21 protein-coding genes are annotated in these 22,828 nt (G+C 62.7%); 10 read left to right on the top strand and 11 right to left on the bottom strand.

What is annotated here, in order from left to right:
* Window positions 1-39: 39 nt before the first annotated feature.
* Together DFO58_RS11695 and DFO58_RS11690 are read right to left on the bottom strand one after the other, a co-directional pair.
* Window positions 40-1,281 (bottom strand): PLP-dependent aminotransferase family protein, encoded by a 1,242-nt coding sequence (locus tag DFO58_RS11695; RefSeq protein ID WP_047120098.1) that lies wholly within the window; start codon window positions 1,279-1,281, stop codon window positions 40-42.
* Window positions 1,282-1,436: 155 nt separating this feature from the next.
* Complete coding sequence (locus DFO58_RS11690) at window positions 1,437-1,835, bottom strand: helix-turn-helix domain-containing protein (RefSeq protein WP_047120097.1); 399 nt, start codon at window positions 1,833-1,835, stop codon at window positions 1,437-1,439.
* 381 nt (window positions 1,836-2,216) lie between these two features.
* On the opposite strand from DFO58_RS11690, the gene DFO58_RS11685 reads away from it, so the two are divergent.
* The 3 genes from DFO58_RS11685 to DFO58_RS11675 all read left to right on the top strand — a co-directional run bounded on the left by DFO58_RS11685 (window position 2,217) and on the right by DFO58_RS11675 (window position 4,519).
* Entirely contained in the window at window positions 2,217-3,398 is a 1,182-nt protein-coding gene (locus tag DFO58_RS11685; RefSeq protein ID WP_053798785.1) for an NADP-dependent malic enzyme, read from the top strand.
* Between the two features lie 230 nt (window positions 3,399-3,628).
* Window positions 3,629-4,072 (top strand): hypothetical protein, encoded by a 444-nt coding sequence (locus DFO58_RS11680; protein WP_146955948.1) that lies wholly within the window; start codon window positions 3,629-3,631, stop codon window positions 4,070-4,072.
* A 39-nt stretch (window positions 4,073-4,111) separates the two neighbouring features.
* Window positions 4,112-4,519 (top strand): DUF4262 domain-containing protein, encoded by a 408-nt coding sequence (locus DFO58_RS11675; RefSeq protein WP_183043179.1) that lies wholly within the window; start codon window positions 4,112-4,114, stop codon window positions 4,517-4,519.
* Between the two features lie 176 nt (window positions 4,520-4,695).
* On the opposite strand, the gene DFO58_RS11670 is transcribed toward DFO58_RS11675, so the two are convergent.
* Together DFO58_RS11670 and DFO58_RS11665 are read right to left on the bottom strand one after the other, a co-directional pair.
* On the bottom strand, window positions 4,696-5,463 hold the full coding sequence (locus tag DFO58_RS11670) for a fumarylacetoacetate hydrolase family protein (RefSeq protein ID WP_052772490.1): 768 nt from the start codon (window positions 5,461-5,463) through the stop codon (window positions 4,696-4,698).
* Between the two features lie 323 nt (window positions 5,464-5,786).
* The gene (locus DFO58_RS11665) at window positions 5,787-7,274 is read right to left on the bottom strand and encodes an amino acid permease (protein ID WP_183043178.1); all 1,488 of its coding nucleotides are present in this window, start codon (window positions 7,272-7,274) and stop codon (window positions 5,787-5,789) included.
* Between the two features lie 203 nt (window positions 7,275-7,477).
* Here DFO58_RS11665 and DFO58_RS11660 point away from each other — a divergent pair, with 203 nt between their 5' ends.
* Window positions 7,478-8,323: a CoA ester lyase gene (locus DFO58_RS11660; RefSeq protein ID WP_047120092.1), complete on the top strand. Its 846-nt coding sequence runs from the start codon at window positions 7,478-7,480 to the stop codon at window positions 8,321-8,323.
* A 175-nt stretch (window positions 8,324-8,498) separates the two neighbouring features.
* On the opposite strand, the gene DFO58_RS11655 is transcribed toward DFO58_RS11660, so the two are convergent.
* Together DFO58_RS11655 and DFO58_RS11650 are read right to left on the bottom strand one after the other, a co-directional pair.
* Window positions 8,499-10,007 (bottom strand): sodium:alanine symporter family protein, encoded by a 1,509-nt coding sequence (locus DFO58_RS11655; protein ID WP_120990956.1) that lies wholly within the window; start codon window positions 10,005-10,007, stop codon window positions 8,499-8,501.
* Window positions 10,008-10,430: 423 nt separating this feature from the next.
* Window positions 10,431-11,291, bottom strand: a complete 861-nt coding sequence (locus DFO58_RS11650) for a fumarylacetoacetate hydrolase family protein (protein WP_047120090.1) — start codon at window positions 11,289-11,291, stop codon at window positions 10,431-10,433.
* A gap of 214 nt (window positions 11,292-11,505) precedes the next feature.
* Between DFO58_RS11650 and DFO58_RS11645 the strand changes: the two genes are divergently transcribed.
* From DFO58_RS11645 to DFO58_RS11625, 5 genes are all read left to right on the top strand, one after another.
* Window positions 11,506-12,147: an ABC transporter permease gene (locus tag DFO58_RS11645; protein WP_053798780.1), complete on the top strand. Its 642-nt coding sequence runs from the start codon at window positions 11,506-11,508 to the stop codon at window positions 12,145-12,147.
* A gap of 55 nt (window positions 12,148-12,202) precedes the next feature.
* Entirely contained in the window at window positions 12,203-13,405 is a 1,203-nt protein-coding gene (locus DFO58_RS11640) for an ATP-binding cassette domain-containing protein (protein ID WP_053799472.1), read from the top strand.
* Window positions 13,402-14,130 carry an ABC transporter permease gene (locus DFO58_RS11635; RefSeq protein WP_047120088.1) on the top strand — a complete coding sequence of 243 codons (729 nt, stop codon included), beginning with the start codon at window positions 13,402-13,404 and terminating at the stop codon, window positions 14,128-14,130. Before DFO58_RS11640 ends, DFO58_RS11635 begins: the two co-directional genes overlap by 4 nt.
* Window positions 14,127-15,104, top strand: a complete 978-nt coding sequence (locus tag DFO58_RS11630; RefSeq protein WP_120990954.1) for a glycine betaine ABC transporter substrate-binding protein — start codon at window positions 14,127-14,129, stop codon at window positions 15,102-15,104. Before DFO58_RS11635 ends, DFO58_RS11630 begins: the two co-directional genes overlap by 4 nt.
* 496 nt (window positions 15,105-15,600) lie before the next feature.
* Complete coding sequence (locus tag DFO58_RS11625; RefSeq protein ID WP_047120086.1) at window positions 15,601-16,158, top strand: YceI family protein; 558 nt, start codon at window positions 15,601-15,603, stop codon at window positions 16,156-16,158.
* 120 nt (window positions 16,159-16,278) lie between these two features.
* On the opposite strand, the gene DFO58_RS11620 is transcribed toward DFO58_RS11625, so the two are convergent.
* From DFO58_RS11620 to DFO58_RS11600, 5 genes are all read right to left on the bottom strand, one after another.
* Window positions 16,279-16,704 carry a DUF4190 domain-containing protein gene (locus DFO58_RS11620; protein WP_120990952.1) on the bottom strand — a complete coding sequence of 142 codons (426 nt, stop codon included), beginning with the start codon at window positions 16,702-16,704 and terminating at the stop codon, window positions 16,279-16,281.
* 117 nt (window positions 16,705-16,821) lie between these two features.
* Window positions 16,822-17,991, bottom strand: a complete 1,170-nt coding sequence (locus tag DFO58_RS11615) for an MFS transporter (protein WP_286163572.1) — start codon at window positions 17,989-17,991, stop codon at window positions 16,822-16,824.
* A gap of 144 nt (window positions 17,992-18,135) precedes the next feature.
* On the bottom strand, window positions 18,136-18,768 hold the full coding sequence (locus DFO58_RS11610) for an LUD domain-containing protein (RefSeq protein ID WP_120990948.1): 633 nt from the start codon (window positions 18,766-18,768) through the stop codon (window positions 18,136-18,138).
* Window positions 18,765-20,216 carry a LutB/LldF family L-lactate oxidation iron-sulfur protein gene (locus DFO58_RS11605; protein WP_053799471.1) on the bottom strand — a complete coding sequence of 484 codons (1,452 nt, stop codon included), beginning with the start codon at window positions 20,214-20,216 and terminating at the stop codon, window positions 18,765-18,767. The genes DFO58_RS11610 and DFO58_RS11605 overlap by 4 nt, the downstream gene beginning before the upstream one ends.
* A 17-nt stretch (window positions 20,217-20,233) precedes the next feature.
* A complete protein-coding gene (locus tag DFO58_RS11600) occupies window positions 20,234-20,998 on the bottom strand; it encodes a (Fe-S)-binding protein (protein WP_047120083.1) in 765 nt (254 codons plus the stop codon).
* Between the two features lie 146 nt (window positions 20,999-21,144).
* On the opposite strand from DFO58_RS11600, the gene DFO58_RS11595 reads away from it, so the two are divergent.
* A complete protein-coding gene (locus tag DFO58_RS11595; protein ID WP_120990946.1) occupies window positions 21,145-22,821 on the top strand; it encodes an L-lactate permease in 1,677 nt (558 codons plus the stop codon).
* Window positions 22,822-22,828 lie beyond the last annotated feature (7 nt).

Raw genomic sequence — 22,828 nt, 5'->3', positions numbered from 1 at the left:
CACAGGAGGCACTGTGGGTTTTCTGAGAAGGGCTGGCGGCTAGCTTCCCTTGGAGGCGATGGCCTGCTCGAGCAGCAGCGAGAGACGGCGCACGCCCTCGGCGATGGTTTCCTCGTCCACCGAGCAGAACGCCAGCCGCAGCTTGTTGCTGGCCTCTCCCGAAGGGCTGAACGCCGCCCCCGGAATGAAGATGACCCCGGCCTTCACACCCTGCTGCAGTAGCTCGTAGGTGTCGATGCCCTCGGGCAGCGTCAGCCAGATGAAGAATCCGCCCTCCGGATGGGTATGGGTGATCCCCGCCGGCAAATGCTCGCCCAGCGCGGCCAGCATGGCGTCGCGGCGCGAACGATACAAATCGTTGTACTTGGCAATCTGGCCCTTCCAGTCATGCTCGTCCAAGTAGGCGCTGATGATCATCTGGTTCAACGTCGGCGGGCACAGCGCCACGGCCTCGCCGGCCAGGTAGAAGCGGCGGAACAGGTTGGTGGGCACCGCAGCCCAGCCGATGCGCAGGCCCGGGGCGAAGATCTTGGAGAAGGAACCCATGTAGATGACGTTCTGCGCATCCAGACTGCGCAGCGTCGGGGCAGCCTCGCCCTCGTAGCGCAGCATGCCGTACGGGTTGTCCTCGAGGATCAGGATGCCGGCCTCGCGGCAGATCTCGACGATTTCGCTCCGGCGCTCGGCGGCCAGCGTGATTCCCGAGGGGTTGTTGAAGTTCGGAATGGTGTAGAGGAACTTGATGCGCTCGCCGGCGGTGCGCAGCTCGGCGATGCGGGCGCGCAGCGCGTCGGGGATGAGCCCGTTCTCATCGGTGCCTACCGGGCGGGCCTTGACCTGGTAGGCCTCGAAGGTGTTCAGCGCGCCCACATAGGTGGGATCTTCGCACAGGACGGTGTCGCCAGGGTCGCAGAAAACCTTGCAGGCCATGTCCTGGGCTGACTGCGAGCCGTTGGTGACCACCACGTCCTCGATACCCACGTTCGTGATGCCCTCGGCAGCCATGACTTCGATGATCTGCGCGCGCAGCTCGGGGGTTCCCAGACCGGAGCCGTATTGCAGGGCCACCGGCCCCTGCTCGACGATGATGCGCTGGGCCAGCTCGCCGACTTTCTGAAGCGGCAGCAGCTGCAGGTACGGGTTGCCGCCGGCCAGCGAAACCAGCGAAGGATCCAGCGACAGCTCGAACACGTCGCGGACCGCCGACTGCTTGATTCCGGCGGCGCGCCGGGAGAAGAGCGCTTCCTGCACGTCCTGGATGGAACGCTGATCGGTTGACATGGGTCCTCCTGGATCGGCCGGCCCCACGGTAGCGGGAGCGCGGCGTCTGCGACGTTCAGTGGCGCAGAAAAGTTTTCAAATAGAATACTTTGGTATTCCAACAGGAAAACAGGTGCTTGGCAAGATCCTGGGCCCCGAAAACCGCAATTTCCCTTTCAGTCCGCCTTGGATGACGGGTTCTCGCGGGAGTCGAGCCAAGCCTGGATGGCGCTGGGGCGGATGCGGCGATGCGTGCCCCGGTATTCCACCGGAATGATTCCGGAGTCCGCGAGCTTGCGAAGATAGCTGTTGGAAATCCCCGCCATCTGGGCCGCCTGCGAGGTGTTCAGCAGCAGTTCGGCGGTGCCGATGGTGACCGAGTCCCCGGCGGCGAAGCGCGAGAGCACTTCGATCAACGCGTCGTGGGCATCCTTCGGGATCTGTAGGGCGGTGCCGTTGACGAATACCGTCGTGTCGCTGGATTCGGCCAGCGCGCGGCGCAGCCTCGCGGTGGTTTTTTCATCGAGTGCCTCGAATGTGCGCACCTTGCCCAGCGCGGAAGTCGGAGTTGCCATAGGTCTCATTTTGCCTGAGAACCGCCCTGGCCGCACGGTTGGTGACCGAGGCCTTCCAGATGCCGATTATGAAACTTTATGACGGTGATGCGACGAATGGGGGTTGTCTAGCGACCAGCGGTTCCCGTATGGTGGAAATCGTAGGTCTAAAGAAAGTACTGACCAGCCATCTTCCGGCACACCGTGGGGGAACGCTTCGCCTTACCAGGCTGCTTCGCTCGGGGAACTGTGCACATGGACGCTTGATACCTGCCTTAACTGCGCAGCCTCAAGATCCATTGCGGTCGGATGAATGGTCATGCGCGTTCCTACGCTATTCCACAAGCTTCGTGGGTACTGCGTTTTCGTCATTCAGAACTTTCTTGAAAGTAGAGCTATTCAATGTCTGTTGAATCCACTAAAGACCTGTCCACCATCACCGACACCGAAATCTTCGACTCCCACCTCGGCGGCAAGCTGAGCGTCCAGTCCAAGATGCCGCTGACCTCCAAGCGCGATCTGTCCATTGCCTACACCCCGGGTGTCGCCAAGGTATCGCAGGCCATCGCGGATGATCCGGCAAAACACGCCACCCACACCTGGGCCTCCCGCTTGGTCGCCGTGGTCTCCGACGGCACCGCGGTGCTGGGCCTTGGCGACATCGGCGCCGCCGCCTCGCTTCCGGTTATGGAAGGAAAGAGCGCCCTGTTCAAGGAATTCGGCGGCCTGGATTCCATCCCGTTGGTGCTGGATACCAAGAACGTCGACGAAATCGTCGAGACGATCGTCCGCCTGCAGCCAAGCTTCGGCGCAGTGAACCTGGAAGACATCTCCGCCCCACGCTGCTTCGAGATCGAGCGCCGACTGATCGAGGAACTCGACGTTCCGGTCATGCACGATGACCAGCATGGAACCGCCGTGGTGGTCCTCGCGGCCCTGATCGGTGCAGCACGCCAGGTCAAGCGGGACATCAGCTCCATGAAGGTTGTCGTCTCCGGTGCCGGTTCGGCCGGCGTCGCCGTGACCAACCTGCTGCTGTCCGCCGGCGTCGACGACGTGATCGTGCTCGACTCGCGCGGCACCATCCACCGCGAGCGCAACGACCTGAACCAGTTCAAGGCAGACCTGGCCGCCCGCACCAACCGCGACGACGTGATGGGCGGACTGGCCGAGGCGCTGGACGGCGCGGACGTCGTGGTCGGCCTGTCTTCCTCGACCTTCCCGGAGGAAGCGCTGGCCAAGATGAACAAGGACGCGATCATCTTCGCCCTCTCCAACCCGACCCCGGAAGTCATGCCGGATGTCGCCGCCAAGTACGCGGCAGTGGTCGCCACCGGCCGCAGCGACTTCCCGAACCAGATCAACAACGTGCTCGCATTCCCGGGCATCTTCCGCGGCGCGCTGGATTCTGGCGCCAAGAAGATCACCGAGGAAATGAAGGTCGCAGCCGCCCACGCCATCGCCGAACTGACCGGCGACGACCTGGCCGCCGACTACATCATTCCTTCGGCGCTGGACGACCGTGTGATGCCGGCCGTTGCTGCAGCCGTTGGCGCCGCTGCCAAGGCGTCGGGCGCGCTGTAAAGATTCCCCTGCGAGGGAGCTCATAGGCGGCAGTTGGAGAGCTGCCGCCACCGGAATTCGCCGTTCCGAATCATTCGATTCGGGACGGCGTTTTTCGTTGCCGCGGGATTCACCGCGATGATCCGGAATGGGCGGCATCCGTTGTCCACATGTCGCACCGCACCGCGCTGGTCCCCCGGAAGCGCGCTGAGACTGGGAATATCTCGGCTCACTACCTAGGGAGGACACTTATGGAAACGTCCGGAGGAACCTTAAGTTTCATAAGCAGCACACCCGATGAAGATTTCATGTACAGGATCGCGCGGGAACTGGACGAGGCGGGATTCGCGGTGGTGGCGTACCTTCCCGACGACGGCCGGACCTTCGCGGCATTTTCCATCGGGCTCAGCAGCTACGGGCATCCGGAACTCGTGGTCACCGCGGACTGCGAAGAGTCCGCGCGCTGTTTCCTGCTCCACCTGATCGAGCAGGTGCTCCGTCGCGGCAAGGCCTTCCGGGAAGGGATCACGTCGACGCCGTTCTTCCCCTCGCTGGAGGTCGTGGACATCACCGACCCCTTGGCTGGGCTGCGCATCTACGATGAATTGCTCGACGCCGAGGATTTGCGGGTGTTCGGAGTACGACCGAAACACGCACTCGATAGCGCCCCTGCCGACAGCACTTCGGTGCGCTGAACACGGAGAGGAAATGACATGTGCGATATGTGCAATGGCATGACCAGGGAACAAGTCAATGCCAAAACGAACCGCCACATCCAGGAATACGGCAGATCCATTGTCTACGTCGAAGCAGATGCAAGCAGCGGATCCTACGGTTACACAGTTGGGCTGAGCAAGGTTGGCCATCCAGAATTCCTGGTTCGGGGCATGGGCCCGGAGGACACCATGCAGATGCTCAACGGCTTCTCGGAAAGCGTTTTGTCGCGCGGCGAGAAGTTCGGGCAGGGGCACACCGCAAATTGGAAGGATGGCAGCCTGCTGTTCTTCAGCACGGTGTCCGGCCGCCTCCATCTGCTGATTCCGGCAGCCTACTCGCGGTACGCGCAGCGGACCCGGCTGCTGGAGATCAGCTTCGTCGGGGAGGACGTTCCGTACAGCGTGCTCGCCGCGCGAAAGAACTAAGCTGGAGGCCGGACGGGAACTGCTCCGGGGGTACGGCTTGGGCTTACCACTACGAGACTGATGGCCCTGCGCTACCAGAATGGAACAGGCCCGGGCAGCGAGTACCGGGATTCGGTTGCTGCGCTCCTGTTCGGAGCGACTCTTCGCCGGGGCTCCGGCCGGATTTGCAGCCGGGATTAGCGGAATGAGGCATGCACGGTACCCAGCCTGCTGATTTGGGCGGACGCTGCGGCAGCATTGCCCAGCGACACCGGTACGTTCATGGAGCCGCTGAGCACGACGTCGCCCGGCTTCAATCCCGAACCCAGCGCTGCGAGGTGGCGGGCCAACCATGCGACGGATTCGAGCGGGTTGCCCAGGACGGAGTCGGTGGAGCCGGGATGCTGCGCCCCGCCGACTGTCAGCAGGCTCGTCGCGTCGGCGATATCGGCAGGTAGCCGGACCGGTTCGCCAACCACGGCCGCGGCCGCATTCGTATTGTCGGCGATGAGCAGCGGGAGACTTGCAGCTCCTCCGGACCAGCGGCTGTCGATGATTTCCAACGCAGGGGCCACGGACTCGGTGGCCTCGATGACGTCTTGCACCGAAGTGGCGGGGTCGTCGAGCGGCGAACCGATGGTGAACGCGATTTCCGCCTCCACCATCGGATTGCTGAGCTGTTGTGTCTCGACGAAACTACCGGAGGGCGACAGCGTGCTTTCCAAAACGTATCCGTGGACCGGGGATTCGTACCTGTATGAGGCGCGCGCGGACGCTGCGGTCAGGCCGATTTTGTAGCCCGCGACGCGGTCGCCGTCAGCTAGTGCAAGTTCGCGGCCCAAGGCAGCGATTTCGCAGGCGAGCTCGAGATCCAGGGCTTCGAATCCGGCAGGCGTGAGTGGTGAGCCGCAGCGTGTGGCGTGGCGCAGATCGCGGGCGACGGCATGAATGTTTGACGCTTCCATATCTTCCTCCGATAGGACGAACAATCCACTGGCTGCGGAGCTTTAGCAGCCTGTTGGATCTTTCGTTGGGGCACTGAGGGGACCGTTGGATTTACGGATCCGGCGAGGCGTCTTCGTCGGGATTTTTCCGAGCTACAGTACCAGCATGGCAAATCGCATAGTGGAAAATGAATTTCATTACACGAAAGAAAGTCATATTTCGGTGAGAGGTCGAAGGCCCTCTCGGCGGCCCATGCCGCAGCGAAAGAACGAGAGGGCCGCTGGAACCAGAACTGGTTCCAACGGCCCTCTCCGTATGGGGGATCGTCCCTGGCGCACCTCGCCTAGTGCGACAAGCGCGAGCCCTTGGCCTCGAGATAGGCGGCTGCATCGCGCTTCTCCTGGGCGATGCGCACCTCGTGGTCCCGGCGCAGCTGCTTGTGCTTCGGATTCTTGCGCAGCAGCAGGTATCCGAGACCGACCAGCGCGAACCAGATCGGGGCCGCGTACATCCCCAACAGGGTGTCCGGGTCCTGGGTGAAGGCCCACAGCAGGAACACGAAGAAGGCCAAAACTACCCACGGCATGAACGTGCCGCCGGGGACCTTGAAAATCGACTCGTCGTGGGCCTGCGGGCGGCGCTTGCGGTAGACGATGTAGCTGATCAGGATGATGCTCCAGACGAAGATGAAGCACAGCGAGGAAATCGTGGTGACGATGGTGAAGCCCTTGGACTCGCCCAGTCCGAAGACCAGCAGGACGATCGCGCTGAGCAGCACCACGCCGGAGAGGAACAGCGCGTTGCGCGGAACCTGGCGGCTGGTCAGCTTGGAGAACGCCTTGGGGGCGTTGCCGTCCGTGGACAGGCCGAACACCATGCGCGAGGTGGAATAGATGCCGGAGTTCGCGGAGGACATGGCAGAGGTCAGCACCACCATGTTGACGATGTGCGCAGCGGCGCCCAACCCGGCCAGGGAGAACAGCATCACGAACGGGGAGTTGTCCGCATCGAAGCGGTCCCACGGAACCACGGACATCAGCACAGCCAGCGAGCCGACGTAGAACAGCAGTACGCGGACCGGAATGGCGTTAACGGCCTTGGGGAGGTTGTGCTCGGGGTTCTTGGTTTCCGCCGCCGCCGTGCCCACCAGCTCGATGCCCACGAACGCGAAGACCGCGATTTGGAAGCCCATGATGAAGCCCATGAGCCCGCCTCCGAAGAAGCCACCACCCACGTTGAACAGGTTAAGGAAGGAAGCCCGGGCGCCGTCGTGCTCGAAGCCGGTGAACACCATGACCAGGCCGATCACGATCAGCAGCACGATGGCCGCGATCTTGATCAGCGCGAACCAGAATTCGGTTTCGCCGAATCCCCGCACCGAGGGGAGGTTCAGCGCGATAAGCGCCACGATGACAACCAGTGCAGGAATCCAGGTCGGGATCAGCGGCAGCCAGAAGGTTACGTAGACCGAGGCCATCACGATCACGTCGGCCACGCCGGTGACGATCCAGCAGAACCAGTAGGTCCAGCCGGTGAAGAACGCGGCCCAGGGACCGAGGATGTCTCCAGCGAAGTCGGAGAAGTTGCGGTAGCTGCTGCGGCTGAGCAGCAGTTCGCCCATGGCCCGCATGACGAAGTACAGCATGAAGCCGATGATCATGTAGACGAGGATGACCGATGGGCCGGCCACTGAGATGGTTTTGCCGGAGCCCATGAACAGGCCGGTGCCGATGGCACCGCCAATCGCAAGCAGCTGGATATGTCGGTTGGACAGGGCGCGTTGGAGCTCCGGTCCGTTCTCGCTGGCAGTATCCGTGGATTCGTGCGCCACGTGGTGCCCCTTTCGTGCATCGCCCCGCGGGACGCCGGTCGTACTGGTGCGAGCTCATACGAGCCCAGTGAGTGACATTACAGCATCCGAATCTCGTTCAATAGTCGAATTTCCGCGGGAAGTGCAATGCCAGAGGTGGGAATAGAGTTAATTGTGTTCGAGCTCATTAGTGCCGATGACGGGTCAATGAGTAGTCTTGGATCATGGCATTTCGAAATCGTCGAGCAGCGGCTCTCCCGGCAAAGTTGTCCCGATCCTGGCTATTGGTTAATGCGGCCAAGGACGAAGATTTTGCCCCGGCCCTGGCCTCGGAAGCGGACTCAGTCATCTTCGACATGGAAGCCGCGGTGCCCGATGACAAGAAGGCAGAAGCCCGTGACAAGGTGGTCCACGCGCTTTCCAACGGCATGACCGCCTGGGTGCGTGTCAACGGCATCGACACCGACTACTGGTCCGATGACTTGGCAGCTCTGTCGGCCACTCCCGGCCTGCGCGGCGTCATGCTGGCCATGACCGAAAAACCTGAACAGGTCACCTACACCGCGATGCGCCTTCGTGCCGGAACCCCGGTGCTGGCGCTGATCGAATCAGCAGTCGGCATCGAGAATGCTACTGCCATTGCCTCGGCTCCCGGCACCTTCCGCCTGGCCTTCGGCGTGAACGACTTCCGCAAGGACACCGGCGTCTCCGACGACCCGCTGGCCTTGGCCTACGCCCGCGGCAAGCTCGTGGTCGCATCCCGCGTGGGCAAGCTGCCTGGCGCCATCGACGGCCCGCCTCCTGCAGGCTCCGACGGAGCCAAGGTCACCGAGGAGACCCTGGTGACCGCATCGATGGGCATGACCGGAAAGCTGTCGCTTTCGCGCGACCACGTGGACGGCATCAACGCAGGGCTTGCACCGAGCGAGGACGAGCTGTCCTGGGCCATGGAGCTGCTCGAAGCCCACGCGGCGGGCGCCTCGGTGGGCGACGGTTCCTACCTGCCACGACTGGCCCGAGCACAGAAAATCGCCGATCTGGCCGATTCCTACGGCCTGTGGAACGCCTAGGCGTCTGATACACAGCACCATTGCATCCCTCCCGGCGGCTCGCCGGGAGGGATGCTTTTTGGTGTGCTGGTGGCCTGGGCCGCCGACTGGGTTGGACTGCGTTTCGGAGAATAAAACAGCGCCCTCCCTGATCCGTGAATCAGGGAGGGCGCAGGGACGGAGTCCGCGTTTCGAATTAGCGGATTGGATCCGGTTCCTGGACGTCGCCGCCGTACTTGTGCGACGAGCCCACGACATCGCCGGACTTCCACTCGGCCCAGCCTGGGCGGCCTGCCATGAAGTCCTCGATCTGGGCCTTGTCGGCTTCCAGCTTCGGGTCGTTCTTGAGGTACCACTTGGTTTCGCGGGCGATGAGTCCGGACATGATCAACAGGCCGATGAGGTTCGGCAGAGCCATCAGGCCATTCATCATGTCGGAGAAGTTCCAGACCGCGGTCAGCTCGGTGGTGCAGCCGACGAACACGATCAGCGAGAAGATCACGCGGAACGGCATGACGGCGCGGCGGCCGATGAGGCGTTCGATATTGCGCTCACCGTAGTAGGACCAGCCGAGGATGGTCGAGAAGGCGAACATGACCAGGCCGAGGGTCACGATCCAGTGGCCCCACTGGCCCGGCAAGCCGTAGCTGAATGCCTGGCCGGTCATCAGTGCTGCGGAGATCTGCTCCCCGGTTTCCGGATCGGTCATGTTCCACACCCCGGTAGTGATGATGACCAGGCCGGTGCAGGTGACCACGATGATGGTATCGATGAAGGTCTGGGTCATGGAGACCAAGCCTTGGCGTACCGGGTGGGTGGTCTGCGCAGCCGCTGCTGCGATAGCTGCCGAACCCATGCCCGACTCGTTCGAGAAGATACCGCGGGCCACACCGAACTGCACGGCGATGATGATGGCCGAACCGGCGAAGCCGCCGACTGCCGAGGTGCCGGTGAAAGCATCGGTGAAGATCTGCGCGAAAGCGGCGGGAATTCCACCGACGTTGGCGATCAGGATGTACAGCGCTGCGGCAACGTAGAAGATGATCATGACCGGGACGAAGCCGGCGGTGACCTTGCCGATGGACTTGATGCCGCCGACCAGCACGGCCATGGCCAGCACAGTCAGGACCAGGCCGGTGACCCACGGAGCCACGTTGAAGGAGTTTTCCATGTTGGCGGAAATCGAGTTGCCCTGGGTCATGTTGCCGATGCCGAAGCAGGCAAGAGTTGCCGCAATGGCGAAGAACAAAGCCAGGAACTTGCCGAACGGGCCCTTGATGCCGCGTTCAAGATAGTACTGCGGACCACCGGACTTTTCGCCGGCAGCGTCGGTGCCGCGGTAGCGGACGCCGAGGAAAGCTTCGGAGTATTTCGAGGCCATGCCCAGCAGGCCGGTGACCCACATCCAGAACAGGGCGCCGGGGCCGCCAATGCCGATGGCGGTGGCAACACCAACGATGTTGCCGGTGCCGACGGTTGCGGCCAGCGCCGTGGTCAGGGCCTGGAACTGCGAGATGTCGCCTTCGGCTCCCGCGTCCTTGCGCTTGAGCAATCCCAAGCGCAGGGAGGCCCCAAGCTTGACTAGCTGCAGGCCGCCCAGGCGGATGGTCAGGTATAAACCGGTACCCAGCAAAAGCGGGATGAGGACAAACGGTCCCCAAATTACCGAGGAGATGTCACCAAGTGTGGTGGCCAAGGCATCCATAGAAAAGTTCCTTCGTGCGAGTGAAGAGTATGCAGTCCGTTGATGTAGACGGATTGCTTGCTGTGACACACTTTATAGGAAGCTGAGATGGATGTCACAAACGGTAACCTTGGCCAGGGTTCCCCGATGTGCCGCCTTGTCAGGTGAGGGTCGGATGCGCGGGTTGGACTATGGGATTTCGCGGGGATCCAGCCGAATTATCGACATTCAAGCAGGCGAAAACTGCCTGAGATCGGATTCTTCTGCGGTAAAAATAAGATCCCAGTGAAGAAAATTCCGATCCAGCAACGTGCGCCAGAGGCGTGGGAATTTTCGCTGAACGGCAATAACTGGCACGTTTATGTCGAAAATTCTCGTCTCTGGACAACTCCGCTCCCGCATTCGACGTGATGAATGCGGGAGCGGAATCGTCCGTGGAGCGCGCTATTCCGGGGTGGCCGCCTTGAAGGTCACCCGGGAGGTGCCAAGCCCCTCGATGCTGGTTTCCAGGACATCGCCGGCCTTGAGCCAGGGGTGGCGGTTGTGCTCGTTGCGCCGGCCCAGGGCAACACCCGCGGGGGTGCCGGTGAGGATGACGTCGCCAGGCTGCAGCTCGTTCATGACCGACAGATAGGCAACAAGTTCCGCCGCGGAGAAGATCAAGTCGTCAATGGTGCTGTCCTGGACGGTCTCGCCGTTCACGACACTGGTGATGCGCGCGTCGGGCTTGAGCTCGTCTGGGGTCACGAGCCAGGGGCCCAACGGAGTGGTTCTGTCCCAGACCTTGCCCTGCAGCCATTCGGAGGTGCGTCCCTGGTAGCCGCGCAGCGACACGTCGCTGCTGACCGCGTATCCCGCGATATGCTCTTCTGCCTGCTCGGCGGCGATGCGTCGCCCGGGCTTGCCGATGATGATGGCCAGCTCGGCTTCGTAGTCCAGGCGGTGGTCCTCCGGTGGAACTTCGATGTCGTCGTTTGCGCCGCACAGCGTGGAAGCGAACTTCGCGAACACCGAAGGGTACTCCGGCAGCTCCTTGCCAACCTCCGCTGCGTGCGCCTTGTAGTTGAGCCCGATGCAGTACACCTTGCTGGGATTCGGGATGACCGGTGCGTAGTCGGCTTCACCCTCGGCGATCGAATCGCCGACCAAGGCGCGGGCCAGAACTTCCTGCTGGGTGGCATCGTTCAGGCGCAGAAAGCGCTGCACGGTGTCCAGATTTTCCAGGTAGTAAATCCGGTCGTCCTCGATGACTGCTGCGGTCGTATGGCCGGGGTCGCTGGCCAGGCGAAGGGTAGCTAGTTTCATATACCTATCGAACTACATTTCCCGCGACTGCGCACCCGTAATCCGGACATTCGAAACAAGACCTGCCTCAATAAATACAACCTAGTCAAATGCTGTATACGGGAAACCCAACTAGTTTCGCCCTGAAAGCGGGACTAAAGTGGGAAGAAACTGAGGCTGGCTCAGCACTCGGTTGCACTGCTAAATACGAAACTAAAGTGAAGTAGGTTTTAATGTGGGAGATTTCATTGGCGAGCGATCTCGCCAAATACTTTTCGCCTCCTGGCAGCACTTCTCGCTGGTCGCGCAGTGCCTGATCCTGGCGACGTTCATCGCGGTTTTGATCGCCGTTCTGGTGTATCGGAACAAAGCATTAGCGGGAATTGCCAACGGAGTCAGTGCCGTCGGCCTGACCGTTCCATCCTTTGCGCTCATCGGTCTGTTGATCGTGCCTTTCGGCTTCGGCGTGACGCCCGCCGTTATCGTGGTGACATTCTTTGCCGCCCTGCCCATCCTGCGCAATGCGATCGTGGGCCTGAACAATATTGAGCCGACCATCGTCGAATCCGCTCGCGGGATTGGCATGAGCCGGCTCAAGACGCTCGTATCCGTTGAAATCCCCATCGCCTGGCCGGTCATCCTCACCGGCGTGCGCATCTCAGCCCAGATGGTGATGGGTGTGGCCGCGGTCGTTTCATACGCCCTGGGCCCTGGACTCGGCGGATTCATCTTCTCCGGACTCTCCCGGCTTGGCGGCGCCAATGCGCTTGAGTCGGTGGTCGTCGGAGTAGTCGGCGTCGTCATCCTGGCACTCATTCTTGACCTGATCTTGCTCGGCATCGGCCGACTGACTACCCCGCGAGGTATCCGTGTCTGATTCAAAAAATTCCGCATCCGGCGTCTCGGAGCACACCGTCTCCGGCGCTTCCATCATGCTCGAAGAAGTAACCAAGACCTACCCCGGGCAGAAGAAGTCCGCCGTGGGTGGCCTGACCCTTGAGATCCCGGCGGGATCCATCGTCATGTTCGTCGGCCCTTCGGGTTGCGGCAAGACCACGACGCTGAAGATGATCAACCGCCTGATCGAGCCGACCAGCGGGCAGATCGTCATCAACGGCGAAGACGTCACCACGATGAACGGCGACGAGCTGCGCCGCCGCATCGGCTACGTGATCCAGGCCGGCGGCCTGTTCCCGCATATGACCGTGGCGGCCAACATTGCCATGGTTCCCAAGATGCTCGGCTGGGACAAGGCGAAGATCGCAGCCCGCGTCGACGAGCTGCTCGAACTGGTCTCGCTGGATCCCGAGCTGTACCGCGACCGCTTCCCCAAGGAGCTCTCCGGCGGGCAGCAGCAGCGTGTGGGCGTGGCCCGCGCGCTGGCCGCCGATCCTCCGGTGCTGCTCATGGACGAGCCCTTCGGCGCGGTGGACCCGATCACCCGCCAACGCCTGCAGGACGAGCTGCTGAACATCCAGTCCGAGGTGCAGAAGACCATTGTCTGCGTGACCCACGATTTCGACGAAGCGGTGAAGCTGGGGGACTGGATCGCCATCTTCAACGAGGGTGCGCAGCTGGAGCAGTACGATTCTCCCGAACGCATCCTGGCCAACCCGGCCAGCGAATTCGTGGAGAACTTCATCGGCTCCGGCGCAGGGCTGAAGCAGCTCACGTTGACCCGTGTGAACGAGGTGGATCTGGTGGATGCAATTACCACCACCCCGGGCAAGCGGGCCTCGGATGTGCTCTCGCAGCTGCAGGGCGCAGGGCGGAAACTGGCCGTGGTGCTCGACTCCAGGGGCCGTCCGCTGCGCCGACTTGGCCGCCGCCAGCTCTCCCGCATGGAGATCATCGAGGGCACCTATGACCCTGGTCTTCCGGTCGTTGGCGAGCAGGCCACGCTGAACGACGCACTGGACACCATGTTGGTGGCCAGTGCCGAATACGCCCTGGTGACCGGCCGCCGCGATGTCTTCAAGGGCATCATCACGGTGCAGACGGTGATGGAGGCGATCGCCGCGGCGAATTCCGCGTCCGACGATCACCACGAAGCTCCGGTGGGCTTGAATTCCGGCGCCATCAACGTGGTGGATATCGAGGTCGAGCCCGCGGAGCGCGGTGGGGAGCCGGCATGAGCAAAGAGACCAAGGGGCTGATTTATCAGCTGGTGGCGATCGGGGCGGCATTCGCCGCGCTGGTCATCTGGCTTGTGACCGCTGACCTGACCGAGACCGAACGCCAGACCCTGGATCCGGCAACGATCTGGAAATATACGCAGGAGCATCTGCAGATCACGCTGATTTCCACCGTGATCGTGCTGCTGATTGCCATCCCGCTGGGGATCCTGCTCACCCGCCCGTCGCTGCGCAAGGCAGCTCCCGCCGTCCGGGCCATCGCGAACTTCGGCCAAGCCGCACCGGCCATCGGCGTGATCGTCCTGCTGGCCTTCTGGCTGGGATTCGGTCCGAAAACCGCCGTGATCTCGCTGGTGATCTACGCCATCCTGCCGGTGCTGTCCAATACCATCGTTGGCCTGCAACAGGTCGATCAGCGGCTGGTGGAAGCCGGACGCGGCATCGGCATGAGCCAGCTGGCCGTCTTGTTCAAGGTCGAGCTGCCGCTGGCCGTACCCGTGATGCTGTCCGGAATCCGCACCGCCTTGGTGCTTCTCGTGGGCACCGCGACGCTGGCGACGTTCATCAACGGCGGCGGCCTGGGCATCTTGATCACCACTGGCGTGAACCTGAACCTGAACGTCGTGCTGATTGCCGGCTCGCTGCTGGTGGCGCTGCTGGCTTTGACCGTCGACTGGATAGGTCGCCTGGTTGAACAGCTGGCACGACCGAAGGGACTTTCATGAAAAGAACATCGAAACTCATCGCTTTGTCCTTCGCCGCGTTGATCGGCCTGACCGGTTGCGGACTGAGCCCTTCCACCGGCACTGTGCCGGAATCGGCGCCGGGAAGCATCCAGCCCATCCCGGACCTTCCGGAGGATGCCAAGGCCACCGTGACCTCGAAGTCCTTCACCGAGCAGCTGCTGCTTGGCAAGATCACCGTGATTGCTCTGGAAGTCGCAGGGTTCAACGTCACCGACCTGACCAACGTGCCCGGCTCGCAGCCCGCACGCCAGTTGCTGCTCTCCGGCGATGCCAGCGCGCTCTGGGAATATACCGGCACCGCCTGGCTGACCTATCTCGGTCACGAAGAACCGGTTGCCGGTGAGCAGAAGCAGTGGCAGGCCGTGCATGATGAGGACGTGGCGAACAATATCGTATGGGGAAACCCGGCACCGCTGAACAACACCTATGCGATGGCCATGAACCGTGAGACTGCGGACCGTCTGGGCATCACCAAATTGTCGCAGCTCAAAGAGCTGGACAAGAACGAACTGAGCTTCTGCGTTGACCCCGAGTTCAACTCCCGCCGCGACGGCTTGACCCCGATGCTCAAGCATTATGACATCGACCGCGGCAAGGGCGTCTCTGAAGACAACATCGGCCTGTACGATGTCGGTGCGATCTACCAGGCCACAGCCGACGGGGCCTGCAACTTCGGCGAAGTCTTCACTACCGACGGCCGCATCAAGGCGCTGGATCTGACGGTGCTGGAAGACGACCTGAAGTACTTCCCGAGCTATAACGCCGCTCCGGCGTTCAACGGTGATTTCATCCGCGAGTTCCCGCAGGCAATGGACATCATGGAGCAGATCGCTCCGCTGCTGACTGATGAAGCTCTCATGGATATGAACTACCAGGTGGACGTCGTCGGACGCGAACCCTCGGATGTCGCCTTCGAATGGATGGTCGACCAAGGGCTGGTGACCAAGCCGTAGGGCTGGGCGCCATCCAACGCACCGGAGGTGTGTTCCGGGAACAGCACGTTCCCTGAACACACCTCTTGTGTATTAATCATTGATAGCGTCCACGGCCACCGCAACGAGGGTTCAGACTTGGTTTCGGGTTTCAAGTTGTCCATCAACCTCGTCTGCGGCTTCGGTGCTCGCGGCCGTGGTGGTGGACCCCTCCTGCCAGATTTCTTCCAGGCCGGCAGCGAGTTCATCTTCCTGTTCCGCGATAACGGGTTTCCTGGGTCTCGGTGCTCACGCGACCCGCCCGTCCATGAATCCTGCTTGGCGGAACATGGCTGGCAAAAAAGTTTGGCAAATGAAAGGACTAGTCAGCAGCGCTTTTTATGGTTTGCATGTCGAAGTTTGACAACATTTCATCGATAAGTGGTTGACGGTTCAACTTGATTGGTGCAATACTGATATCAGCAAAACAAATTGAAGCATCAACTAATCCAGTAGGTGCTGACGGAAGGAATTGATCATGACTGCAGCAGCAACTTCGCCATTGACCGCAGGTACCTGGAACCTGGACGCCTCGCACTCCGAGGTGGGCTTCTCGGTTCGCCACGCAGGCATCTCCAAGGTCCGCGGCAGCTTCACCGAATTCGATGCAACCCTGACCATCGGCGAGAGCCTGGCTGATTCCTCGGTGGAGGCCACCGTCCAGATCGCTTCGGTTTCCACCAAGGATGCCAATCGAGACGCCCACTTGAAGAGTGCCGACTTCTTCGATGCCGAGCAGTTCCCGACCATGACCTTCAAGTCGACCGGAACCAAGGGCGACGCAGACGAGTTCGTGCTCATCGGCGACCTGACCATCCGCGGCGTCACCAAGCAGGTTGAGCTGGAAACCGAACTGGGCGGCCAGGCTGTGGATGCCTTCGGCGCCACCCGCGTAGGCTTCTCTGCCTCGACCACCATCTCCCGCAAGGAATTCGGCATCACCTGGAATGCCGCTCTGGAAGCCGGCGGCGTACTGGTCAGCGACAAGGTCAAGATCGAGATCGACGCCTCGTTCGTCCTGCCGACCGCAGAATAGTTTTCCCGACTGCCGCCTTGGGGAAGGCGGTACAGGGCCGATACCGGCAAAACCTCCGAATCACGCACTGCGTGGGTCGGAGGTTTTGTCGTTAGATCGGGTTGCGCGGGCCGAATGAGATCAGTAGTCGAAACCTCCGGCGACGGGGAAGGATACGAAGACCGCGAGAATTATGAAGATTATGTACAAGAACCCCAGCGCTCCAAAGATGGTGCCAATCCACCCGGTGACCTTGCCGACGGTGGCTGAAGTGTTGAATTCGCGCTCCGCCCTATTCGCCTTAACAATTGCGATCGGGCCGAGGACGATCCCCACGACGAACAGGGAAATGATGCCCAGGATCATGGAGGTCTGGGCCAGCTGCGCACCTTCCGGATGCACCATGGGATAGCCGTAGCCCGGCTGGTTGCCCAACTGCTGCTGGTTCTGGCCATGGTACTGCGGGGCCTGGTATTGCGGCGGCTGGTACGAGGAACTTGGCTGCGACCAGTTCTGGTTGCCGCCCGAAGAATAGGGATTGTTGGGTTCGTTATTTGGCGTGGTCATCTGGCCGTTGCCTTTCCTCAAAGCGATTGATAAGTCTATTGAACCAAGAAATCCCGAGGATGCACCGTACAGACGCGGGGAAAGACGCCACGAGCCGGAGAAGTTCATCACGCACAGCTAGGCGGGATTCGCGGCTCTCCACCTGGCATGCGCCAGCGTGGCGATAATTGCCAGGGCGATCCCGAGCCAAAGCCCGTAGCCGAAAATCTGTGCGTAGCCGGCAGCGGCCGCAAGATCCGCGGTCAGGTAGGTCATTGTGGAGGCTCCGAAGAACAGGGAGAACACGAACAGCGAGACGGTTGTCGCACGGGCCTCAGGGGCAATGTCGGTGGCCCAGCCCTGCATGGATGAATGCATGATCGCGTTCGCCGCACCGAGGAAAAACCCGGTGAAGGTGAAGGAGGCGGGGGAAGGGATGAATGCTGAGGGAACGAAGCTCAGGAACAGGACCGCCCCGCCGATACCGATCAGCCAGGTGCGCGAGAACCGGGCCACCAACCGCCGCATCAGTCGGGCCCCGAGGATCACGCCCAGCGCGAAGCCGCAGCCGAGCAGACCGGAGAGCCCGACGCCTACCCCTGACTTCTGCAAGGCGGGAACAATATAGGTCAGCAACCCCATCAACAGCGCGCCTTCAACGAAAACTATCGCATAGAGCAGCAGGTTGGACGGCCGCACTGCGGCCCCGAGCTTCATCGTGGCGTGTGCGCGGGCCGGCTCCTGCACCCCGCGCAGCGACACAAGCGCGGCAACCGCGCCCAGGGCGGGAAGGATGAAGACCACTCGCCAATCGAGGTAGGCGGCCAGCAGTCCCGCGGCCAGGGTCGCCAGCGTGGTGCCCAGGGACGAATAGATCTGCAGGTCCGACAGGCCACGGGCGCGTTCAATGCCCTTGCGCGTATCTCCGAGCAGGGTCAGCAGCGTGGGATACATGGCCCCGAACATCAGGCCGGTGAAGGACCGGGCCAGCAGCAACGGCAGGTAGGCGGTGAATAGCACGCTGGCAATGGAGCCGAGCGCGGCGCCGACCAGCGAGCAGCGCAGTACCGTGAGCCTGCCGAACTTGTCGCTGACCAATCCCCAGAAGGGCTGGCCCACCGCGTAGAGCAAGGCATAGGCGGCAATCAGCTCAACGGCCTGGGCGAAGGAGAGCTCGGTTCCGGCCGACAGCATGAGCAGCATCGGTGCGGTGCCGTAGCGGTCGAAGAAGGACAGGAAGCCGATGAACCGCAGGGCGGCGTCAGGCAGTCCGCGCGGGGCCGCCCGCTGTGTGTCCTTGGTGCCCACGTGCCGGTCCTCCATCGTGCTGCGCTTGGTGCCGCGAAAAGCTTCTCGTCAATCAAAACAGATAGCCCGCGGGCATAAAAATTCGCAGCCGGTTCCCTGGAGGTTAGGAGTGGGAACCGGCTGCGATGGCCTTGTACGATTCGGCTACAGACCGCGCACCAGCAAAACGTCCAGCACACGCGGGCCGTGCACGCCCTCGACGCGTTCGAGCTCGATGTCGCTGGTGGCCGACGGGCCGGAAACCCAGGTCAACGGCCGGGTCACGGTCAGGCGGGGCATGGCCTCGGGCAGCAGCTGCACGATCGTGGAGACCGGCACGATGCACACGTGGTGATCGGGAACCAGCGAAATCGCGCGGCGGCCCTGGTCCGGCTCGCCGTCAAGGATGATGGTGCCGGATTCGGCGATGGACACCGCCGAGGAGGTCACCACCGCGCTGGTCTCGTCCAGCTCGGCGACACTCAGCCGGGCGCCCGGCTCGTCGATGCGCCGGGCGATGCCCTGCGGCAGCGCGGACAGCCAGCCGGTGTCCAGCCCATGCGGGTAGACCACCGAGGATGCCTGGCCCAGCTTCGCGGCCACAAGGGCGGGGATCTGCGCGGCGTCGATGACGTCCACGCCGGCCTTGTAGTCGACCAAGCGGTCGACGAGCATCTCGATGAGTTGCTCTTCGCTCATCTCCGAGCTGGTGCGGTACTCGCGCGGGATGTCTTCGGCGGCCGGGGCGTCGGCCAGGGCCGAACGGATGCGTCCGAGGATTTCTTCTTTGGCGCTCACTTGGATTCCTTCTCGTCGCTCCACCAGTCGCGGAAGGACTTGTTTGGCGGGGCAGGGATGTCGCGGGACTGGGTCCAGCCGGCGGCGATGCCCGGAAGCTTCTTGATCTTCTTGCTCTTGCCGGCGGCCAGACGGCCCAGCGGCAGCGCCTTCTCCAGCAGGCCGATGTTCTTGCCCTTGCCCAGCGCCCAGGAGCCGCCCTTCATGAGCAGGTCCATCTGGGTCGGGATCTTGTGCTTGCCGCGGTTCGCGTCCACGTCGTCCCCGCGCAGGTGCACCAGGATCTCCGGGATGTTGATCTTGACCGGGCAGGCTTCGTAGCAGGCGCCGCACAGCGAGGAGGCATACGGCAGCGAGCCGTTGTCCTCGGCCTCGATGCCGGTCATCAGCGGCGAGAGGATCGCGCCGATCGGACCAGGGTAGGTCGAGCCGTAGGCGTGGCCGCCGGTGCGCTCGTAGACCGGGCAGACGTTCATGCAGGCCGAGCAGCGGATGCAGTTCAGCGCGGAGCGCCCGAACTTGTCCGCGAGCACGCGGGAGCGGCCGTTGTCCAGCAGCACGATATGCACGTTCTGCGGCCCGTCGTCTTCGCTCACGCCGGTCCACAGCGAGGTGTACGGGTTCATGCGCTCGCCGGTGGAGGAGCGCGGCAGCAGCTGCATGAACACCTCGATGTCCTCCCACTTCGGGAGAACCTTCTCGATGCCCATGACAGTGATCAGGGTTTCGGGAAGGGTCAGGCACATGCGGCCGTTGCCCTCAGACTCCACGACGCCCAGGGTTCCGGTGTCAGCCAGCGCGAAGTTCGCGCCGGAGATGGCGACCTTGGCGGCCAGGAACTTCTTGCGCAGGTGCTTGCGGGCGGCCTCCGCGAGCCGGGCCGGCTCGTCGGTCAGGTCGGGATCCACGACCGGCATCTCCTTCAGGAAGATGTCGCGCACCTCGGTGCGGTTCTTGTGGATGGCCGGGACCAGGATGTGGCTCGGCTTGTCGTGGCCCAGCTGGACGATCAGCTCGGCCAGGTCGGTCTCGAAGGCTTCGATGCCCTGGGTTTCCAGGTGCTCGTTCAGGCCGATTTCCTGCGTCGCCATGGACTTGACCTTGACGACCTCGGTGGAGCCGGTTTCCTTGATCAGGTCGGTGACGATCTTGTTCGCCTCATCCGCGTCGCGGGCCCAGTGGACCACGCCGCCGCGGGCGGTGAAGTTCTTCTCGAATTCCAGCAGGCGCTCTTCAAGATTGATCATCGAGGAGTTCTTGATGGCGCTGCCGGCATCGCGCAGCTGCTCCCAGTCGGGCAGTTCGCCGACCACGCGCAGGCGCTTGTCGCGGATGGTGTGCGTCGCGTGGCGCAGGTTCTTGCGCATCTGGGTGTTGCCCAGTTCGCGGTGCGCGGCCTGGGGGAACGGCTCCTGCTCGAACAGGTTGCCCATTCCCGGGGCCGGCATGCCGAGGAATACCTGGCTCACAGTTTCACCGTCTCTTCCATGGTGCTGGCCAAGATGTCGGCCAGGTGCAGGGTCTTTGGCTTGGCGCCGGTGCGGGACAGGCCGCCGCCGATGTGCATCAGGCAGGAAGCGTCGCCGCCCGAGCAGGCCGAAGCGCCGGTGGAGCAGATGTTCTTCACCTTGTCCTCGAGCATGGCGGAGGAGACGTCGGCGTTCTTGATCGAGAAGGTGCCGCCGAAGCCGCAGCACTGGTCGGCCTCCGGAAGCTCGTTCACGGTGATGCCGCCGACGGTCTTGAGCAGGTCGAGCTGGCGGTCGCCGAGCTGCAGCGAGCGCATGCCGTGACAGGACGGGTGGTAGGTGATGGTCTCGGGGAAGTAGCTGCCCAGCTGCTTCGCGGCATCGGTGATTCCCAGGACGTCGACCAGCAGCTGCGAGAGCTCGTAGGTGCGCTTGCCAACGGCCACTGCGCGTTCCTTCAGCTCCGGCTTGCCCAAGCGCTCGGCGAGGTAGGGGTGCTGGTGCTTGACCGAGGCGACGCAGGAGCCGGAAGGGGCCACGGCAACGTCGTAGTCGTCGGTGTCAAAGGCATTGATATGGTTTTCAACCACCGGCAGGGCTTCGGGCATGTATCCGGAATTCATGTGCATTTGCCCACAGCAGGCCTGCGCCTTGGGGAAAATGACCTCATGACCCAAGCGTTCCAGGATTTTCACCGTGGACTTGGCTGTTTCGGGGTACATGGCATCGACGATGCATGTGGCAAAGAGAGCGATCCGCATACTAAATATCTCTTTCGAAGTGTGGTCTGACCATACTACGTCGGAACTTTCTCGATAGTCAAGACTTGTTGTGATGGCTCTCACCTCGTACACTTGGTGGTCGGACCACGTATGGTCAGACCATCACAAGTAAGGACGCCCACACCGTGTTTACCCCCACAACAGATCCCATAGCTGGCAGCGTTGCCATCTCGGCTCTGGTCGCTCTCGTGCCATTGCTGACATTTTTCATCCTCCTTGCGGTTATTAAAACCAAGGCCCACGTGGCGGGTCTCGGCTCGTTGGCCGTCGCAATCCTGGTTGCCATCTTCGGTTGGCATATGCCGGTGGGCATGGCGCTGAACTCCGGCGTCATGGGCATGGTGTTCGGTGCCTTCCCGATCGTCTGGATCGTCGTCATGGCGATCTTCCTCTACCAGGTCACTGTGGTCTCAGGACGCTTCGACGACCTGCGCCGCGTCTTCGACGTAATTGGCGGCGGCGATGTCCGCATCCAGGCAGTGCTGATCGCCTTCTGCTTCGGCGGCCTGCTTGAAGCGCTGGCCGGGTTCGGCGCACCGGTGGCCATCACCGCCACCATGCTGCTGGCCCTGGGCCTGTCCCCGCTGCGCGCCGCCTGCGCCGTGCTGATCGCCAACACCGCCCCGGTCGCCTTCGGCGCCGTGGCCATCCCGATCACCACCGCCGGTGCGCTGACCGGCATCCCGTCAGCCGAGATCGGCGCCGTGGTGGGCCACCAGTCGCCAATCCTGGCACTGTTCGTTCCTTCCATCCTGGTTCTGGTCATCGACGGCTGGCGCGGCATGCGCCAGACCCTGCCGGCCACCTTGTTCATCGGTTTCTCCTTCGCCGTGGCCCAGTGGCTGTGCGCCACCTACTTCTCCTACGAGCTGACCGACATCGTCGCCTCGCTGGTCGGCCTGGCCGCCGCCGTGATCCTGCTTCGCTTCTGGACCCCTAAGGGCGCCGGCGAGGCCCGCGGCCGCATCCTGACCGCCGAGGCCGCCGCGCTGCCGATCGAGCACGGCAAGAAGCTGAACCCTTCCAACACCTGGATGGCGCTGTTCCCCTACCTGCTGGTCATCCTGATCTTCGGCGTGGCCAAGCTCTGGAAGCTGGGCGTGGACATTCCCGCATGGCTTGCCAGCACCGACATTAAGTTCGGCTGGCCGGGACTGCATGGAGCTGTGGTCAACGCCAACGGCGAGGCAGTGTCCTCCACCATCTACAACTTCTCCTGGCTGTCCTCCCCGGGCACCCTGCTGCTGATCACCGGCACCATCGTGGCGCTGGTCTACTCGATGAACGACGGCGGCGGCAAGTACAAGATGACCTTCGGCCGCGGCATGGCCGAAGTCTGGCACACCGTCTACAACATGCGCTACGCCGCGCTGACCATCCTGTCGGTGCTGGGCCTGGCCTACGTGATGAACCTGTCCGGCCAGACCATCACCGTGGGCACCTGGCTTGCCGGCACCGGAGCGTTCTTCGCCTTCCTGTCGCCAATCCTGGGCTGGATCGGCACCGCGGTGACCGGTTCGGACACCTCGGCCAACGCGCTGTTCGCCAAGCTGCAGCAGACCGCCGGCATGAACGCCGGCATCGACCCGACCCTGCTGGTCGCCGCCAACACCTCCGGCGGCGTGGTCGGCAAGCTGATCTCCCCGCAGAACCTGGCCATCGCCGCCACCGCGGTGAAGATGGAAGGCCAAGAGTCGGTCATCCTGAAGAAGGTCGCCGGCTGGTCCGTGGGCATGCTGCTGGTGCTGTGCGTGCTGGTTTACCTGCAGTCCACCCCGGTCCTCTCCTGGATGCTGCCGTAGCCCGAAT

This window comes from Arthrobacter sp. AG1021, from assembly GCF_003633665.1.
GTDB lineage: Bacteria > Actinomycetota > Actinomycetes > Actinomycetales > Micrococcaceae > Glutamicibacter > Glutamicibacter soli.
Note: the sequence above shows the minus strand (reverse complement) of the source record. Positions and strands in the feature narration are given on the sequence as shown.

Excerpts from the sequence above, each read along its gene's own strand:
- DFO58_RS11695 (WP_047120098.1), bottom strand. The coding sequence starts at position 1,281 with ATGTCAACCGATCAGCGTTCCATCCAGGACGTGCAGGAAGCGCTCTTC.
- DFO58_RS11690 (WP_047120097.1), bottom strand. The coding sequence starts at position 1,835 with ATGGCAACTCCGACTTCCGCGCTGGGCAAGGTGCGCACATTCGAGGCA.
- DFO58_RS11685 (WP_053798785.1), top strand. The coding sequence starts at position 2,217 with ATGTCTGTTGAATCCACTAAAGACCTGTCCACCATCACCGACACCGAA.
- DFO58_RS11680 (WP_146955948.1), top strand. The coding sequence starts at position 3,629 with ATGGAAACGTCCGGAGGAACCTTAAGTTTCATAAGCAGCACACCCGAT.
- DFO58_RS11675 (WP_183043179.1), top strand. The coding sequence starts at position 4,112 with ATGACCAGGGAACAAGTCAATGCCAAAACGAACCGCCACATCCAGGAA.
- DFO58_RS11670 (WP_052772490.1), bottom strand. The coding sequence starts at position 5,463 with ATGGAAGCGTCAAACATTCATGCCGTCGCCCGCGATCTGCGCCACGCC.
- DFO58_RS11660 (WP_047120092.1), top strand. The coding sequence starts at position 7,478 with ATGGCATTTCGAAATCGTCGAGCAGCGGCTCTCCCGGCAAAGTTGTCC.
- DFO58_RS11655 (WP_120990956.1), bottom strand. The coding sequence starts at position 10,007 with ATGGATGCCTTGGCCACCACACTTGGTGACATCTCCTCGGTAATTTGG.
- DFO58_RS11650 (WP_047120090.1), bottom strand. The coding sequence starts at position 11,291 with ATGAAACTAGCTACCCTTCGCCTGGCCAGCGACCCCGGCCATACGACC.
- DFO58_RS11640 (WP_053799472.1), top strand. The coding sequence starts at position 12,203 with ATGCTCGAAGAAGTAACCAAGACCTACCCCGGGCAGAAGAAGTCCGCC.
- DFO58_RS11635 (WP_047120088.1), top strand. The coding sequence starts at position 13,402 with ATGAGCAAAGAGACCAAGGGGCTGATTTATCAGCTGGTGGCGATCGGG.
- DFO58_RS11630 (WP_120990954.1), top strand. The coding sequence starts at position 14,127 with ATGAAAAGAACATCGAAACTCATCGCTTTGTCCTTCGCCGCGTTGATC.
- DFO58_RS11625 (WP_047120086.1), top strand. The coding sequence starts at position 15,601 with ATGACTGCAGCAGCAACTTCGCCATTGACCGCAGGTACCTGGAACCTG.
- DFO58_RS11620 (WP_120990952.1), bottom strand. The coding sequence starts at position 16,704 with ATGACCACGCCAAATAACGAACCCAACAATCCCTATTCTTCGGGCGGC.
- DFO58_RS11605 (WP_053799471.1), bottom strand. The coding sequence starts at position 20,216 with ATGCCGGCCCCGGGAATGGGCAACCTGTTCGAGCAGGAGCCGTTCCCC.
- DFO58_RS11600 (WP_047120083.1), bottom strand. The coding sequence starts at position 20,998 with ATGCGGATCGCTCTCTTTGCCACATGCATCGTCGATGCCATGTACCCC.